The 15,765-nt window shown below is 44.2% G+C and carries 16 protein-coding genes and 2 pseudogenes; 6 read left to right on the top strand and 12 right to left on the bottom strand.

Annotated features, from left to right (window positions below; all coding sequences use genetic code 11):
• Positions 1 to 68: 68 nt before the first annotated feature.
• Positions 69 to 1,298, bottom strand: a complete 1,230-nt coding sequence (locus WH45_RS13485; RefSeq protein WP_324292937.1) for an MFS transporter — start codon at positions 1,296 to 1,298, stop codon at positions 69 to 71.
• A gap of 174 nt (positions 1,299 to 1,472) precedes the next feature.
• Between WH45_RS13485 and WH45_RS13480 the strand changes: the two genes are divergently transcribed.
• Together WH45_RS13480 and WH45_RS13475 are read left to right on the top strand one after the other, a co-directional pair.
• Positions 1,473 to 2,354 carry a LysR family transcriptional regulator gene (locus WH45_RS13480; protein ID WP_046214909.1) on the top strand — a complete coding sequence of 294 codons (882 nt, stop codon included), beginning with the start codon at positions 1,473 to 1,475 and terminating at the stop codon, positions 2,352 to 2,354.
• Positions 2,355 to 2,672: 318 nt separating this feature from the next.
• A complete protein-coding gene (locus tag WH45_RS13475; protein ID WP_046214908.1) occupies positions 2,673 to 3,698 on the top strand; it encodes an LLM class flavin-dependent oxidoreductase in 1,026 nt (341 codons plus the stop codon).
• A gap of 171 nt (positions 3,699 to 3,869) precedes the next feature.
• Here WH45_RS13475 and WH45_RS13470 read toward each other — a convergent pair whose 3' ends face one another.
• Positions 3,870 to 4,424, bottom strand: a complete 555-nt coding sequence (locus WH45_RS13470; protein ID WP_046214907.1) for an RNA 2'-phosphotransferase — start codon at positions 4,422 to 4,424, stop codon at positions 3,870 to 3,872.
• 102 nt (positions 4,425 to 4,526) lie between these two features.
• Here WH45_RS13470 and WH45_RS13465 point away from each other — a divergent pair, with 102 nt between their 5' ends.
• Entirely contained in the window at positions 4,527 to 5,747 is a 1,221-nt protein-coding gene (locus WH45_RS13465) for an MFS transporter (protein WP_046214906.1), read from the top strand.
• Between the two features lie 114 nt (positions 5,748 to 5,861).
• Here the strand turns inward: WH45_RS13465 and WH45_RS13460 are convergent, their stop codons facing one another.
• The 5 genes from WH45_RS13460 to WH45_RS13445 form a co-directional block, all read right to left on the bottom strand.
• Entirely contained in the window at positions 5,862 to 6,536 is a 675-nt protein-coding gene (locus WH45_RS13460; RefSeq protein WP_046214905.1) for a YitT family protein, read from the bottom strand.
• A gap of 446 nt (positions 6,537 to 6,982) precedes the next feature.
• Positions 6,983 to 7,846 carry a DUF6612 family protein gene (locus WH45_RS13455; RefSeq protein WP_046214904.1) on the bottom strand — a complete coding sequence of 288 codons (864 nt, stop codon included), beginning with the start codon at positions 7,844 to 7,846 and terminating at the stop codon, positions 6,983 to 6,985.
• Positions 7,847 to 8,149: 303 nt separating this feature from the next.
• Positions 8,150 to 9,016: an MFS transporter gene (locus WH45_RS24150; RefSeq protein WP_324292936.1), complete on the bottom strand. Its 867-nt coding sequence runs from the start codon at positions 9,014 to 9,016 to the stop codon at positions 8,150 to 8,152.
• A gap of 3 nt (positions 9,017 to 9,019) precedes the next feature.
• Entirely contained in the window at positions 9,020 to 9,490 is a 471-nt protein-coding gene (locus WH45_RS24145) for an MFS transporter (protein WP_324292935.1), read from the bottom strand.
• A gap of 56 nt (positions 9,491 to 9,546) precedes the next feature.
• Entirely contained in the window at positions 9,547 to 10,059 is a 513-nt protein-coding gene (locus WH45_RS13445) for a hypothetical protein (RefSeq protein WP_052723776.1), read from the bottom strand.
• Between the two features lie 241 nt (positions 10,060 to 10,300).
• Here WH45_RS13445 and nfi point away from each other — a divergent pair, with 241 nt between their 5' ends.
• Positions 10,301 to 10,981: a deoxyribonuclease V gene (gene nfi / locus WH45_RS13440; protein WP_046214903.1), complete on the top strand. Its 681-nt coding sequence runs from the start codon at positions 10,301 to 10,303 to the stop codon at positions 10,979 to 10,981.
• Positions 10,982 to 11,381: 400 nt separating this feature from the next.
• On the opposite strand, the gene WH45_RS13435 is transcribed toward nfi, so the two are convergent.
• The 4 genes from WH45_RS13435 to WH45_RS13420 form a co-directional block, all read right to left on the bottom strand.
• Entirely contained in the window at positions 11,382 to 12,089 is a 708-nt protein-coding gene (locus WH45_RS13435; protein ID WP_052723775.1) for a DUF4261 domain-containing protein, read from the bottom strand.
• A gap of 39 nt (positions 12,090 to 12,128) precedes the next feature.
• Positions 12,129 to 12,590, bottom strand: coding sequence for an Imm30 family immunity protein (locus tag WH45_RS13430; protein ID WP_046214902.1), 462 nt, complete (start codon positions 12,588 to 12,590; stop codon positions 12,129 to 12,131).
• Positions 12,591 to 12,998: 408 nt separating this feature from the next.
• Positions 12,999 to 13,805, bottom strand: a complete 807-nt coding sequence (locus WH45_RS13425) for an SMI1/KNR4 family protein (RefSeq protein WP_046214901.1) — start codon at positions 13,803 to 13,805, stop codon at positions 12,999 to 13,001.
• 120 nt (positions 13,806 to 13,925) lie between these two features.
• Positions 13,926 to 14,303, bottom strand: a complete 378-nt coding sequence (locus tag WH45_RS13420) for an SUKH-3 domain-containing protein (RefSeq protein WP_046214900.1) — start codon at positions 14,301 to 14,303, stop codon at positions 13,926 to 13,928.
• Positions 14,304 to 14,478: 175 nt separating this feature from the next.
• Between WH45_RS13420 and WH45_RS24235 the strand changes: the two are divergent.
• Together WH45_RS24235 and WH45_RS23935 are read left to right on the top strand one after the other, a co-directional pair.
• Positions 14,479 to 14,640: pseudogene (locus WH45_RS24235) on the top strand (helix-turn-helix domain-containing protein); the annotation flags it as partial.
• A 57-nt stretch (positions 14,641 to 14,697) separates the two neighbouring features.
• A pseudogene (locus WH45_RS23935) lies at positions 14,698 to 14,868 on the top strand (IS30 family transposase); the annotation flags it as partial.
• A gap of 468 nt (positions 14,869 to 15,336) precedes the next feature.
• Here WH45_RS23935 and WH45_RS13405 read toward each other — a convergent pair.
• A complete protein-coding gene (locus WH45_RS13405; RefSeq protein WP_082096777.1) occupies positions 15,337 to 15,741 on the bottom strand; it encodes a pentapeptide repeat-containing protein in 405 nt (134 codons plus the stop codon).
• Between the last annotated feature and the right edge of the window lie 24 nt (positions 15,742 to 15,765).

The following is a 15,765-nucleotide window of genomic DNA, read 5'->3' as shown; positions in this document are numbered from 1 at the left end:
TATAAGCGAAATCCGCCTCCCTACGGGGAAGGCGGATTTTTTCTGTTCACGTATATTATCCTTTTTGATCAAGCAGTATTCTTATTCCTTGCCGATGTAAATCCATGTCGACGCGACAGCCCTGTAATGCCCCATGCGATTAGCATCAATAGGGACACCAACCAGGGTATAAAAGAAACTCCAAGTGTCTCAAGCACAATACCGCCAACCAGCCCGCCGCCGCTGATTGCCAGATTCCACATCGTAACCAGCATGGATTGGGCAACATCGCCATGCTCACCGGCCGAATCGGCAAGAGCTGTCTGCAATAGTGTAGCCGCTCCTCCAAACGTAAGTCCCCAGAGTACGATTCCTGTATACAGCAATAACGGCAGGTGGCTGGCCAGACCAAGCACACATGCAGCTGCAGCAAAGCCTGCTGTACTGAGCAGTACCAGCTGACGCAGCCAGCGGTCGATCCATGCACCGGTCAATCCAATCCCAGCCACCGAGGCGAGGCCGAACAATAGCAGCACCAGACCTGTACGTTCTCCCCAGCCAGATGCTTGCAGATAGGGAGCAATATAGGTATACAGCATATTATGTGCCAGTACCCAGACCAGAACTACGATCAGCACCGGACCTACTCCGGCAAGGGTAAGTACGCTGCGAAGCTTCAGCGGCTGACTGTCCTGTTGACCGGACAAGTCCGGCAGCTTATATCCTACCCATACAATCAGTCCTACCGTAAGCAGCGACATCACCCCAAACACCAGCCTCCACCCTATCAGATGACCGAGCAAAGTCCCTGCCGGTACACCAAGCGCCAGAGCCAGCGGTGTGCCGCACATCGCTACTGCCATCGCCCGACCACGCATGGATTCGGGCACCATTCGTCTTGCATACCCGGCAGTCATTCCCCATACGACACCAGCAGCCATACCGGCAAAAAAGCGGGCAGCCAGAATAAATATGTAATGAACTGAAAGCGCCGTAATGGAATTGAAAATCAAAAATCCGACGATACAGGCCAGCAGCAGCGGCTTTTTTCGCCAGCTGCGTGTGAGTGTCGTCAGCGGTATCGCAGCAGCCAGTGAACCAAGCGCGTATAAAGTAACCAGCTGACCTGCCAGTGCTTCGGATATATGAAGCCCTTCACCTATTTGCCTTAGTAATCCCGCTGGCAGTGTTTCTGTAAGAATACAGATAAATCCGGTCATAGCCAGCGCTAGCAGTCCAGACCATGGAAATGAAATGGGTCGATCTGTTTGTGCATTTGATTCCGTCGTATATTCGCATATACTAATTTGTGAATTCAATATGCTCGCTCCCTTCTGTCCGCCTGATATTGTCTGTTTCTACTCTGCTATAGATTCATTCTCCACCCGCCGCCTTTTATTGCAGTTGAATCTGTTTTAGTATAAAGAAAGCATATAGATAACTAAAATATCAATTTGGATAGAAAGGCATAACCAATAGGTTATGATATAACGATGACTATAAATCTGAATCAACTCGATATCTTTATCCATGTCGCCGAAACGATGAATATTACGGAATCAGCGAGACAATTGTTTATTTCCCAGCCTGCTGTCAGCAAAGGTATCCGTAAACTGGAAGAATCGCTCGGAATTAAATTATTTATACGGGACAAACATCAAGGTCTGCTGCTTACCGCTGCTGGAGAGGAGATGCTTCTGCTGGCACGGCAAATGAAAAAGCTGGAGCAGCAAATGCAGCAGCTGGCCTGTGAAGAAAATCAGCTGCTGCGCGGCAAAGTTCGGATCGGTTCCTTTCCTGCGGCAACAACCAATCTGCTGCCGGAGGTTATTCGTCTGTTTCGTTCCCGGTATCCTCAAATTATGATTGAACTCAAGGAAGGCACTTCCCAGCAAATCCGGGAATGGCTGGAACAGCGTGTAGTGGAGATTGGTATTCTCTCTTCCCCCTTTGATCATCTGGACACACATGTGCTAATTCATGATCGAATGGTAGCCATTATTCCGGATGATCATCCGCTGATACATCAGGAAAGCATCGCATTGGAGCAGTATGACGGGGAGCTTATTTTTTGTACAGGCGGTCATGAAGCGGCTTTACTCAGCGCACTGCAGCACAACCAAATGACCATGCGGGAAAGTCTGACTGTGCAGAGTGTAGAGACACTGGTGCATATGACAGGTCAATATCTGGGCATCGGTATCGTTTCCCGGTTCAGTCTCTCTTCTGTCCGGCATTCACTGACTGTCAAGGAGATTCAGCCGCCCGTGGTACGTGATATCGGGATAGCTGCTTTGTCTTGGAATGATATGACTCCGGCTGCCAGACAGTTTGCAGAACTCATCCGGGAAATGTACTGCCCGAATAGCCCATAGACCAAACACTTTTATTTACCGATCATGATCGCCAACCTGTACATACCGGTTGTCTCAGTCAACCCTTGGGATAGGAATAGAAGCTTAATAATAGAGAACTCTTTGTATTTGTTACGAAAATGGACTATACTATTAGTTACGGTATTAAAGTAACATAGTATTAAAAAGTTACGAATTGTGTATGCTGGTTACAGCAGCAGATCGATTATCGCTTTTACAAAATATTTATTATTGAAACAGCTTGGCACCTGCCTTCTATATTCGATAGAGCAGATAACGATTCTATTTTGGCCAAATACAAACCCGAGGTGAACATTCATGTTGAAATTAGGCGTGCTTGACCAGTCTCATATTAATGAAGGATATGACGCATCCAATGCGCTCGCAAATACACTGAAGCTTGCTCAGGCAGCAGATGAGCTGGGTTATTCCCGGTTCTGGATGTCAGAGCATCATGCCTCTCCCAGTCTCGCTCATTCGAGTCCCGAGATTATGATCTCTCATGTCGCTTCCCAGACCAAGCGTATTCGCGTCGGTTCCGGCGGCATTATGCTGCCTCATTACAGTGCCTACAAAGTCGCTGAAAACTTCCGCCTGCTCGAAGCTCTCTATCCGAATCGGATTGATCTGGGTGTGGGACGCGCACCAGGCGGTATGCCGCTCGCTACACGTGCTCTGCAGGAAGGCAAATTCCCTTCCATGCACAGCGCAGACCGTTATCCCCAGCAGATTGTCGATCTGATCGGCTATCTGAATGATGCTACGCCATCGGATCACCGGTTTGCCGGGCTTATCGCTGAACCGAGTATTTCTACCATTCCGGAATTGTGGCTGCTTGGCTCCAGCGGCGGTACGGCAGAACTCGCGGCGATGACAGGCGCATCGTATGCCTTTGCCCAATTTTTCGGAACTGCAGGCGGTGAAGATGCTGTTACGCATTACAAGGAAAATTTCCAGCCGTCTGTGATGGCATCTGTGCCCAAGTCGCTGGCGGCGATCACCGTGTCATGCGCGGAGACCGAGGAAGAAGCCGAGTACCATATGCGCAGTAACGATCTTTATTTCCTGATGCTGCGCGAGAATCGTCCGATGCCGTATCTGCCTTCTGCCAAGACAGCAGCAGAGTATCCGTATACTCCTGCCGAAAAAAAACATATCGAGGATACCCGCCGCTTTCGCGTTGTAGGTACACCGGATCAGGTGCGCGAGAAGCTGCTTCAGTTTGCAGCGGATTACCAAACGGATGAGCTGCTGATCGTGTCGGCTATTCATGATAATGAAGCACGTATCCGCTCTTATCGTCTGCTCGCAGAAGGATTTGACCTGGGACAGAATCAGCAGTAAATGCGTGTTACAGGCCGGCAGTCTGATTTCATAGGAGCTTCTGTTCTCTCTGTAGTAAGCTAACTGTGAAAGTTCAAACCGCAGTATAACGATAAACACAAAAAAGCAGCGGCTGTTACAGCGCTGCTTTTTTATATGCGTCTCCTGAACAAAAATGATGTTATATATCGGTTAGTGCTCGGATGGCTTGAGACAGTTGGCCGGGATGCTATCACACAACCATACGTCATGACCGGCATCGTAAAAGGATACACCTGCTGCCACCGCAGCTGTGGTGTCTACTTCCAGCATGATCAATTTTCCTTTGCGGCGGCCTGCGAGAGCAGCAAAGTCTGTAGCTGCCGACAGGTGTACATACCGTCTGCCCATCGGCTTGAGTCCTTCCTGACGGATCGTGGACCAGGCCTGCTCGGAAGTTCCATGATACAGTATTTGCGGCGGCACTGCCGGCTCATAATGTACATCTGGGTGGCTGTGTCCATATCTTGCCCGAATCCGGTCCTGATCAATCTCGAAGCGCTGTTTGTCCGAACGGGCTGCGACGTAGCGGATATGCTCTTCGGTGACAAAGTTCCATTTGTGATCCTGCGAAATCACCTGTACCAGGTCACGGATTGGACAGGAACCATCTTCCGCATCGAGTACAATTCCATACTGTTCGGGAGAGTGCCGCAGAATTCGGCTGAGCCATTTGCTTAATTGTTTTTCCTGACTGGTGTCCAGCATAAGGTATCTTCCTCTCGGGTAAAATGATGTTCATTTACAATTTGAAATGTTAGTATGAATATATCAGAAATATAGAGAAATTTCAGAAATAGGAGAGAAATGATGCAACCGACTGTCTCACCGGAACCTTCGGTTCCACAACATGACCGTTTCCCGGCTGCCCTGCTGTGCCTGACTGCAGGCGCATTTGCAATCGGGATGACGGAGTTCGTTATTATGGGGCTGCTGCCCAATGTCGCCAATGATCTGAATGTGAGTATTCCACAGGCCGGCCAGCTGATTACCGGCTATGCCCTTGGCGTGGCTGTAGGTGCGCCTATTCTTACGATTGCAACCAACCGTATTGCTCAGAAACAGCTGCTCTGTCTGCTCATGGTGATCTTTATCGTTGGCAATCTGGTCGCTGCACTCGCTCCCAGCTATGGGCTGCTGATGGGTTCACGGCTCGTCACCGCACTGGCTCACGGTACCTTTCTCGGTACCGGTTCACTGATCGCTGCCCGGCTCGTCCGTCCGGACAAACGTGCAGGTGCAGTCTCGATGGTGCTCGCCGGATTGACGATCGCTAACATTATCGGCGTTCCCTTTGGCACTCTGATCGGTCAGCAGATGGGCTGGCGTGCTTCCTTTGGCGCGATTACGATCATGGGTGTCCTTTCACTGATCGGCATTATCTTTTTGATTCCGCGGATTGAGCAGTCTGCTGCTCCGAGTCTGGCGAAGGAAGTACGTAGTCTGTTTCAGCCGCAGGTGCTGCTTGTACTGTTAACCGGCGCTTTTGGCTGCTGCAGCATGTTTACCGTATTTACGTACATCACTCCCATGCTGACCGATGTCACCGGTTTCCAGGAAAGCAATGTCACCTGGATTCTCGTTATGTATGGAATCGGCGTTACACTGGGCAATATTGTCGGCGGAAGGCTGGCTGACTGGAAATTGATGCCTTCGATTATTACGATCTTCGCTATCCTGTCTGTTATGCTAATGAGCCTGTCTGCCGTACTGCATATTCCATGGCTGACTCTGGTCGTTATCTTCCTGTGGGGTGCAGCAGCCTTTGGTATTATGCCGGGTATTCAGCTGCGTATTATGAATCTCGCTCACGAAGCGCCGCGCCTGGCTGCTACATCGAGCCATTCTGCACTCAACCTGGGTAATGCAGCCGGTGCCTTTATCGGTGGGGTCGTGATTACACATGCTGGTCTGGTCTATGTACCGCTGACCGGCGGTCTAATCGCTGCGATCGGCATGATTGGGGCCATACTCAGCTATTATATGGTAGAAAAAAAGACACAGATGCGTAATTCGCATAATCCGATCTAACACTCGGCGTCAGGCTTTCCTGTTATCTTTATAGCTGCATGCAAAAGAGGCATACCAGCGCTAACCTATAGGTTATGCTGATATGCCTCTTTTTATTGACTGACACAAATTGCATCATGACTGCCGCGCTGCGGGGCCAGTCTGAACCGGTAACTGCACCGGTGTTGCTGGTTTCACAGAGCGCACAATATGGGGCAATTTGATATCGACCTTGACGGTTACGGTCCAGGTAATGACTTTACCTGCCAGCCAGACCGCCAGCATCGTATACATGGTTTCTTTGAAAGGCAAAAAGAACAGGCACAAGCCCAGTACAACAATATCGCCTACAAAGAAAACATTACCGATCTTCCAGCCTTTCCATTCGCTGATCAGTCTCGATAATACATCGTCGCCTCCAGTGGCCCCTCCATAACGAAGCACAATACCCGCTCCGAGACCGGTCAACAAACCGGATAGAGCTGCTGCAATCAGCAGATTCCCGTGTAAGTCCACGACAAACGGCGATAGTTGTTCGAATCCCGAATAGAAAATGGAAAATGACGCGGCTCCGATCAGTGTATAGACCATAAAACGGTGCCCTTTGAGCCACCAGGCCAATAAAATAACCGGAATATCCAGTACAAACGTGCTCCATGCGGGTGACCAACCAAACAAATACTTGCCCAGCAGCGCCAACCCGACAAATCCGCCTTCCGACAGATTGTTGTAAAAATTAATATGATAATAAGCAAACGCCAGAATAAACGTACCCAATAGTATGGCCAAGATTTGTTTCCCTGCCACCATCCAACTTGTGTTCCAATTTGTTCTTCTCCTCATACAGGCTCCCTCGTTTTCTCGTAAGTGTGGTCTGAAACGACCTTTTCTTACGGGAGGTACACCTGGAGGACTTTGTCCTTCGCATACAATTATCTCCTCTTCCGTAAGAATAGGTCCAAGTGAATGACTACTCTACGGAAAAGCTAAGTATAGGAGAGATCATAACGTTTCCAAATCGTCCTTTGGGAAATCATCCTTCGGGGACACATGGTATCCTGATCCTTTCTTGATTATAGAATGTGTAGCTACATCTATTATACCACGTCGGTACCGCTGCTAAACAGCTTGCTTGCCCCTGATTTATCATGGTTATTCGCTGTAAATTACAGAAAAAGGCTGTAAATTCACTATAATCCATAGGATCATTGAATTTACAGCCTTTTCTGTGCTTATGCAGTGTTTCTTGAAATTAATTATTTCGCGCTTTTTACCACATCAGCCGGTACTTCGATCTTGTCGAACTCGTTGTATTTAGAGTAGGTGCTGTCCATATCCATAACGAGATTTACCTTTTGACCCTGCTGATCCATATCCATGGTCATTTTGACAGCAGCTCCGGTCAGGTTGGAGGTTGCTTTGTCGATCATGTAAGTCACATCCATATCATGGATGTTCATTTGTTTCATCATTTCAGCCATTTGAGCATTGGCAGCATCGCCGCTCAGGAATTTTTGCGCCTGTTCTTTGACTTTGTCACCGGTAAGGGTAGCTACCAGATTGTAGTGGTCGCCTTCATCCGTTACTTCGGTATCGCTCGCCATGGTTTTCATGCGATCCAGTGTGTCTTTCAGGGTACCCTGCTGTTTGATCAGATCCACAAACTGCTGCTTTGCGGATTCAGGAGCTTTTTGCCAGGTGTCATTGGCTTTCAGATACACAGCATCATTGGTTATGTACAGTTCCTGTTGTTGCTCCTGGTTTTGTTCACCTTGCACCACTTTGGTGGAAATGTTCATGTGAGCAGACATCGGCTCCTGTACAACTTCCATAGTTGTAGAATTTTCATTTTGCATTTTTTGTTCCTTGCCATCTACTGTTACATTGACATCCTGCTTGATGACTGCTTCTGCCGCATAGCTTTTCACTTTGGCAGCTGCTTCACTGGCTTTGGTCAGCAGCTCGTCTGCTGTAGGTACTGCTGCCGGAGCAGTTGTTGCTGCTTCTGTTCCTGCTGCGGGTGCATTGGTTGCCGGTGCTTTGGCTGCTTGATCATTACCACAGGCTGCCAGAGATACAGCTACTGCTGCTCCTAGTAATACAACGCTAAACTTTTTCAAAACAAAAACCCCCTATTATATAATCCCCTTATTATACAGTAATATGAATTGGGAAAAACAGGGTGATAAGACTCAAAAAAATAGGAGTAAAGTTCGTGTTAGGTTTATATCCATTTGTATATATCAGAGTAGCGTTATCTCTCTGTTATAACTATTCTTATGACTATAAGTTACTTTGAATAAGACGGAGAAGATATATACTGGTATCCACCCAGCATGCATTTCTTCGTTTTTATGTAAAGGATAATGCGAGGAACGTCCAACGAACAGTGGGGTGATGAGATTGTTCACCACCCTGTTATTTTAAGAATTCAATGATTTTTCCGAATGTTTCATCGTCGCCTCCTGTTGAAAAGCAGAACGGCTGAGTATACCGACAACCAGTGCACATACGGACATTAATCCTGCCAGCAGGTACAGATTGACAATCCCGAACTGCTCGGCGATCCAGCCCATAATGAGCAGAGAGATGCAAAAAGTGAAATTCAATGTGGCATCCTGGGCAGACAGCAGCTTGGGCAGCTGTTCCCTCGTTACGCTCAGCTGCAGCAGTGTACGCCGGTTAACCGCTGCCAGCTCCGCCGCAGGTCCCATCGCTACCACGAGCAGCAGTGAGATATACGGGTTAGTCATGACGGCGAAGACCAGCGTCAAAGCCGCATAGATGGCAATACCGAGCAGCATCGCGCGGAACTCCCGCCCCTGCAGCCAGCGGACCATTCCGACGACCAACAGCCCGCCACCAATCGCTCCTGCAAAATAAGCGGTATTGATAAATCCCCACCACTCTTCGCTCTGCTGCAGTACCTGTACGACAAAAGCAAGGATAAATGCCCCTACCCACACCGAACCGCCCAGCATATCCACCATATCCATAAAGATCATCGTGCGGACTTTGCGGATACGCCAGATCAGCTTCCAGCCCTCGGTCAGCGTCTTCATATATTCGCGTTCACTGCCTGTAGGCAGCGGTGCCGTCTTTTCTTCTTCCGGAGAGGCAGCTTCTCCGCGCTGGGCAATTAGAGATCGCGTCATATCCGGCATGTTTTCCTGTTCATGCCCTTGCGGTTCACGGATAAAGGCAGTAAAGACCATGGCAACCGCATAAAAGATGCCAGCCAGCATCAGAGTAGGCAAAGCTCCGATCCAGGCAACCAGAATACCTCCCATCGCCTAGCCTGCACAGCGGATAATCTGGTCGCTGACCGAGATCATCCCATTCGCCCGCAGCAGCTCGTCCCGGTGAACAAGGCGCGGCACAAGACTGTTGCGCGCCGGTGTCGTCCACCCATCCAGAAAGGACATGCCAAAGATCAGGGCGAATATCACAGTCAGCGACGCACTATCCCGGTATACCCACAAATACAGTGCCAAAGCTGCGAAAATAACAAACTGTCCCAGCTGACAAAAAAGAAGCAGCCGGTTCAGCCGGAACCTTACCAGCATGAGCGAGGCAATCAGACCGCTGATCAGCTGGGAAGATGACCGAAAAAACGGCACAAATACACCCGCCAGAATCGAATCCGTACCTGCCATCACAAGCGAGACAATGCCCATAATATAAATAATATCAGCGGCATTCGAAAGGGTCTGTGTGCCAATCAGATAATAGAAGGAAGAATGCAGTCGTACTTGCTTGTTCATCGGATGTATGCACTCCTGTGGTTAATGTAGTGGAATGTGCTTCCATGGACTATCCTTCACTGCCAGCTGTTGGCAAAATAGTCATGCTCATTGATTACCCAGTATTTTTGCGGATCAGGCAGCTGCCCGGTAAAATTCTCGTAATGTCCGGTCCACCCTTCAGGAACATACTGTTCAAACGAAGCGGGTTCCGGGAAATAGGAAGATAACTGCTTGTTATCAAAATCCACCAGCAGCGCAGGCGCCCATCCGGCCAGCGCTTCCGGATCGCTGCCATACTTGCTCAGCTGCATGATCAGCCCTGCTCTCAGCGCCTCTACGCTTACCTGTTCATCTTTAATACAAGCCAGAAAAGAAGATGCCGTATGCTCATTCAAAATCGGAATATCAAACCGGTACCCATAGTCTGTATGAGCAGAAAGATCATATCCTTTATCGATAAAAGCCTGATGGAAACGCGGCAGATCCATAAACCAGTGTTCCTTTTCCGTGACATACCAGCTCCAGCGCCCTGCCAGCCGGACTGCCACGATAATATGCTCACCATACTCGATATGTATGTTCATCATATATGCTCACCTGCCAGAATAGATTGTAAATGGAAGTCGATCCACTCGAATCCAGAAGATACTCGTTTACATTCTGCCATTATACTATGTATGATATGGAATATGAAAACCATCATTCCGATCTGCATGAAGTCGTGATCCGAGTTCTCATGCGTTACATGGAGCTCTTATTGCCTCATGATCTGCAGATATTTGGGTGTTCATCCGGTTACCAATACATACCGATAGGTGGAAAGCGATTATGAAAGTAAATGTACAGCACCGCTGGGATTTAAATGAAGAGGAAGCAATAGCACTCCAAAAGGAACTGGCCAAGCAGGTTGTCACGCAGGATCAGCTGCCGGATATACAGTATATTGCCGGGGTCGATGTAGCTTACAGCGAACATACCGATCAGCTAATTGCAGCTGTCGTCATTCTGGATGCAGCTACCCTGGAAACGATCGAGTCGATTACGGTCAAAGACTCGGTGCAGTCCCCTTATCTGCCGGGACTGTTTTCCTTTCGGGAACTGCCGCCGGTCATCAAGGCACTGCAGCAGATTGAACATGAGCCGCAGCTGATTGTATGCGATAGTCAGGGACTCGCTCATCCGAGAAGATTCGGACTGGCCTGCCATCTGGGTGTTCTGTTTGATGTACCGGCTATTGGCTGCGGGAAGACGAGACTGGTTGGGGAATATACGGAGCCTGGACATACTCGCGGATCTGCATCTCCTTTGATCGATGGAGAGGAACAGGTGGGCAGTGTACTGCGTACACAGACTGATGTGAAGCCTGTGTTCGTGTCTGTGGGGCACCGGATTAGTCTGGAAACAGCGAATGACTGGATTCTGCAGCTGGCTCCCCGCTATCGACTGCCAGAGACGACACGAATGGCCGATCAGCTGGTACGTAAAACAATGACCGAACTGCAGCTTTAGGCTGCAGTTCGGTCATTGTTTTTTGTGGGTATTAATTTTTCTGAAAATTATTTACTCTTATATTTGTACCATATGAACTGACAGCATACCCTCCTGCTATCGTACTTATCCATTACACTATGTTCCATATTGTCTGGTTGCTCTTATTTGGATAAATCCTATTTTCAATGCCCGTACCGTTGGTGACTAGCGTGAAATGAGGTTTTTTTGCAGTTTTCTTAAAGCTGGGAATAGTGAATAGGTCGTTTAATCGACTTTTATATTTATTGTTTTTTTGTAATCCTAACATGACATTGCTGCTTCTTTTGTTATATACGATAAAAGAAAAATACTCTCAAAAACTATCTACCATTTTTATAGTAAGCTTCTTTATCTCTCGAATTATTTTCAGACCTATGTACTATCCGTTTTCCTTTGGCCCAATTCCCTTTCTAGCCAATGCCCAGATTCCATATGGATTATAAAATAAATCGTTTTGCTCAAAATGCCTACACTCGCTATGTTTAAGTAAAAAATTAGGAGTGTCTTTAGTTATACTAAAAGTATCATTATTATTTAATATTGGTCTTTCCAGTATGTTGTATAAGCAGAAATACTGCATAAGCCACTGTGCCTCTTCCAAAGATAACTGATTTTTAAACGTAATTATATCAGGCAAGCTAAAGTTATGCATTCCGCAAGTATAATAATAATCCTGTTCTTCTACTATAGTTACAAATGTATTCCATATTTCCATAGGGTCCATTTTATCGTTCAAATGTCTCCACCACGTACAGCCAACTGCATTACCTGTAGTTTCAATTTTAACCCCCAATCCACCAAGCATTAAAACAGTATTCGTCAACTTTATAATCTGATGTACTTTTTCCAAATTTCCTGCTTCGCCAACTAAATAAACAACTGAAGTATGTTGGTTGATTTCGGAAATATCTTCTTGAGAGATTTTACTGGTTCCTGCAAACTGAAATGCTTCTGCCATTTCATCATCACGATTTTCAAAAATGATTTTATAAAATTCATCGTTATTTTTTGAGACTATAACGTTTTCTCTCAAATCATATTCTAAATTATGTGCAAAACCATTTTTATTTCCTCCAAATTCATCCATTTACCAGGAATACAAATAACAATTGAGGAATTTACCATTTTATTTCTCCAGATTTCCATTTAATTTTGTTAGTACTTCATCAACTGGGGAGCTAAAACGAGCAGGATTATCTTCTTGTACTGACTGAAGTATACTCTTAAGTTGAAAGTCAATTCTCTCATCCTGACTCCCCAATATACTAATCAATGTTTTTTTGTATTCATCATTGTTAAGAATTCTTTTCAAAAGTATTTCTATCCAATAAATAGAGTGTGAAGGTATATTAATTAAAGAGTCCAGTAAAGATCGTAAATAATCTTCTGCTTCAAAAGATTCTACATAATGTACTAAACCAAACATGACTTCTTCTTCAAGTGTATTTTCATCAAAAACCATAAATAAGTCTTTCAGATCAAAATTTTGCTCATTATCTAATATTTCTAATAATTGATCAAACTCCTCACATTCCTCTTGAGTTTCTAATAATCTTATCTGATATAACGTATTCACATAATTATTCATTAAGATCCCCTTATCTACACTAGGTAAATGCCATCAAAACAGCTACTCCTATAACAATTGCCAGTCCATCTAGTTATCTTTTAACCGAACAAATGATATTTGCCTTTTACAGCGATGCCAGTTGTGTCGCCTGTTTTGTAGGTCATGATCTGCTGGCCGGCCTGGACGATGGCTTTCTTTTTGCTGAACATTACATTATTGTCAGCTTTTTGGGGCTATAGATCACGACTGCTATATCATCTTACGAACTGATCACCATATAAAAAAGCTCATTCCACTTATAAATAAGTCGAAAAGAGCTGTAAAAAATTATTAAGTATTTGAATTATCTACTATTGTTTATTATATATCTTTTGAAAAAGAAATTAGCTCATACAAGGGATTAAATAAATCAAAATATATAATTACTCAATTTTTAGGATTGACACATAATTCATTTAATAAAGAATTGCTAATATTTTCGAATTTTTTATCTAAATCACCAACTATAAATCCACGTAGAGAATCATTTCTACTATCGATATACAAGCTAATTCTTTCTCTAAAACCTACATGGTGATTGAGGTCGCTAAACCATACTTTTTGAAATCCATATTTTTCTGAAATTTTATTGATCATTTCAGAAGCATTTAATACATTATTGTTTTTCAGTGCCTCTTTGAACATGTTGTGAGATCCAGCAAACTTTACACATTTATCATAGTGTAACTTTTCATATTTACTAAAAGCGCATTGAAATAATAACTTTTCAAAGTTATCTGCAAAATAACTTACAAACTGGCTGTCTTCATCAGTCATAACAATTTGTGGATTATTTGTTTGATTAAAGTCGAACGATAATTGACCATCAAATAATTCCTTTTGAAAAAAATGTACATACTTATCACTTAAAGTCTCGGGCTGTTCCTCATGTATTCCCTCATACGATTCAATTATTTCAGATATTGAAGAATAACCAGGAATTTGGGTATTTAGCAGACCTTTATCATCTTGTCCCATATAACTAAGATAAATTTCGTACTCTTCTGGATATTGATAATGGTACTTATTCATTTGAGTTAATTGTTTTAATATCACTATATCCTCTTTTTTGGCTGCTTCTATTTCATTTATCCAATTCCTATCAAATTTTGAAATATATTTTGATAAACGTTCGTAAAGATCTGTATAATCGCCCATTGATGGGATATGACTGTTATTTATGGATAGCGGCATAGGTCATAGGCTCCTTTGTGCTTTGAGGTGATCGATCACTATAATGCTTCATATTCTATCTCTTCTGGTTTTCTAAATAAACAAAGAGTATCTAATGCCTCGTAAATATCATCTCCAAATTTAAACAACGAATACCCATTTTTCCCGAAAACTTTTCCAGGATTTTGAGATAAACATTATCAAATTCCCTCGGTATGCCTCTCCAATTATAACAAGCGGCTCTTTTACTCGTGCTTCAAATTCTTCAAAATCTTCTTTTTCATAGTAATCTCCAATAACTTCTTCTGGGTTAAAATAAAAATTTTCAAAACTCCCATCCGGGTGCTTGAATTTGTATTCTACTCCACCATATTGACTTAATGCATCAATCACTGGATTGAAAACTTGATAGCCCATCGCCTCTAAAAAATTTACTATTTCGGTTAATTCAACTTTATTATTTGGATTCCATCCTGCTTGCAAAAGGATATCTCTTGTTTCATTTGACAATTTCTGCATAAGCATCCTCTTTAGTTATTTAAAAGTTTTATTCACAAAAATCATTAAACTTTTCTAAGCTCCATATTAAACAATTGATAGAATAATAAAAATAATTTTATACTTGACGGATTGTAAAATGAAGTGCACCACGTCGAATGAAATATAAAAAGGCTCATGGCCGGATTCGTGTAGAATGAAGTTACCACACCACCTTCTACAAGGAGAATCCGCCATGAGCTGCACTCATTTTAGCATAATCGAACGCAGCAAACTAGAACTCTTGCATAGTCAGGGAGCCGAAATCCGAGCGATTGGCCGGGTGCTGGGTCGGTCAACGGGTGCTGTCAGCCGAGAACTCAAACGTAATGGATCGTCTGGGCGGTACGACGCGCAAGAAGCTCAGCAGGCCTATGTTTACTTTGCCGATCCATATTCTTCCTGGCAGCGAGGTTCCAAAGAGAATGCGAACGGATGGCTTCGAGAGTTTTTTCCCAAAGGCCATGATTTTGCCAAAGTGTCCGACGCTGAGCTTCAGCACGCGCTTCACCTGATTAACAACCGGCCTCGCAAATGTTTAGGCTAGAAGTCGACACACGCATCGCTTCAAAACGAACTGTTGCATTTGGATTGACAATTCGTCATTTAATATCTTGCCAGAGTACATCTGCTGATTTTGAATTTTGAGACCATGCCAGATCTTTTGCTTTTCAAAATCTTTAATTATTAAGATATTTAAATCACTCTTTTTCTCATCACTAAATAGAAGACTGTTACTTATAAAATCAATCACTTCTTACACTAAAATGGTGTTTTCTCCATACTTCATTTATCCATCTTTCCCTTAATTCTTCTGTTGCTCCTCCACCTCTATCCCAGATTCCCATCCTATCTTCCATCGGTCTCCTTAACAATCGTTTCAGTTGTCTTTGAGCAGGAGTCTTAGATTTATACAGAGGAAGTCCTTGCTCAGTTGCTTTTTGCAGCGAATGGTACCAAAAAAAATAACCGAGCAACAACTTTGAGTCGCTCCCCGGTTATTATTTGGTGTGGTTTAATAAATAACTTCAAACGTTTTTCTGATTTTTTCAAACATTCCTAAATCAAACTTTGCATTTTCTAGATTTGCTCCCTGCCAATCCACATTGTCTAAAATTGCGTTTGTAAAATCAGCATCTTTAAAATTACCATCTCTCATAATAGTATTTGTCAAATTACCATATGAAAAGCTTGCTTTTTTTGCGTTTATATTTGCCAAGTTCGCATTTTGTAATGAAGAAAAGTTTAAAGAAGTACCTATTAATTCTCCATTTTTAAAATTTGCACCTTCAAAATTGCAATCCAGAAAAGAAGTATTCACAAAAATCGAGGCTTCAAAATTAGACATTACAGCAGACATTCCATCTGCCATTATTCCAGAAAAACCGGTATAAGAAAAATCGGCTTCATTTAAATTCAACCTCTTAATAACTTGGTTTTCAAT

Origin of the sequence: Paenibacillus wulumuqiensis (assembly GCF_000971965.1) — a bacterium.
Lineage (GTDB): Bacteria > Bacillota > Bacilli > Paenibacillales > Paenibacillaceae > Saccharibacillus > Saccharibacillus wulumuqiensis.
This window is presented reverse-complemented; position numbering and strand designations above follow the sequence as displayed.

Bases quoted from the DNA above. Each gene is read 5' to 3' on its own strand.
- WH45_RS13480 (WP_046214909.1), top strand. From the start codon at position 1,473: ATGACTATAAATCTGAATCAACTCGATATCTTTATCCATGTCGCCGAA.
- WH45_RS13475 (WP_046214908.1), top strand. From the start codon at position 2,673: ATGTTGAAATTAGGCGTGCTTGACCAGTCTCATATTAATGAAGGATAT.
- WH45_RS13470 (WP_046214907.1), bottom strand. From the start codon at position 4,424: ATGCTGGACACCAGTCAGGAAAAACAATTAAGCAAATGGCTCAGCCGA.
- WH45_RS13465 (WP_046214906.1), top strand. From the start codon at position 4,527: ATGCAACCGACTGTCTCACCGGAACCTTCGGTTCCACAACATGACCGT.
- WH45_RS13460 (WP_046214905.1), bottom strand. From the start codon at position 6,536: ATGGTGGCAGGGAAACAAATCTTGGCCATACTATTGGGTACGTTTATT.
- WH45_RS24150 (WP_324292936.1), bottom strand. From the start codon at position 9,016: ATGGGAGGTATTCTGGTTGCCTGGATCGGAGCTTTGCCTACTCTGATG.
- WH45_RS24145 (WP_324292935.1), bottom strand. From the start codon at position 9,490: ATGAACAAGCAAGTACGACTGCATTCTTCCTTCTATTATCTGATTGGC.
- WH45_RS13445 (WP_052723776.1), bottom strand. From the start codon at position 10,059: ATGATGAACATACATATCGAGTATGGTGAGCATATTATCGTGGCAGTC.
- nfi (WP_046214903.1), top strand. From the start codon at position 10,301: ATGAAAGTAAATGTACAGCACCGCTGGGATTTAAATGAAGAGGAAGCA.
- WH45_RS13435 (WP_052723775.1), bottom strand. From the start codon at position 12,089: ATGGATGAATTTGGAGGAAATAAAAATGGTTTTGCACATAATTTAGAA.
- WH45_RS13430 (WP_046214902.1), bottom strand. From the start codon at position 12,590: ATGAATAATTATGTGAATACGTTATATCAGATAAGATTATTAGAAACT.
- WH45_RS13425 (WP_046214901.1), bottom strand. From the start codon at position 13,805: ATGCCGCTATCCATAAATAACAGTCATATCCCATCAATGGGCGATTAT.
- WH45_RS13420 (WP_046214900.1), bottom strand. From the start codon at position 14,303: ATGCAGAAATTGTCAAATGAAACAAGAGATATCCTTTTGCAAGCAGGA.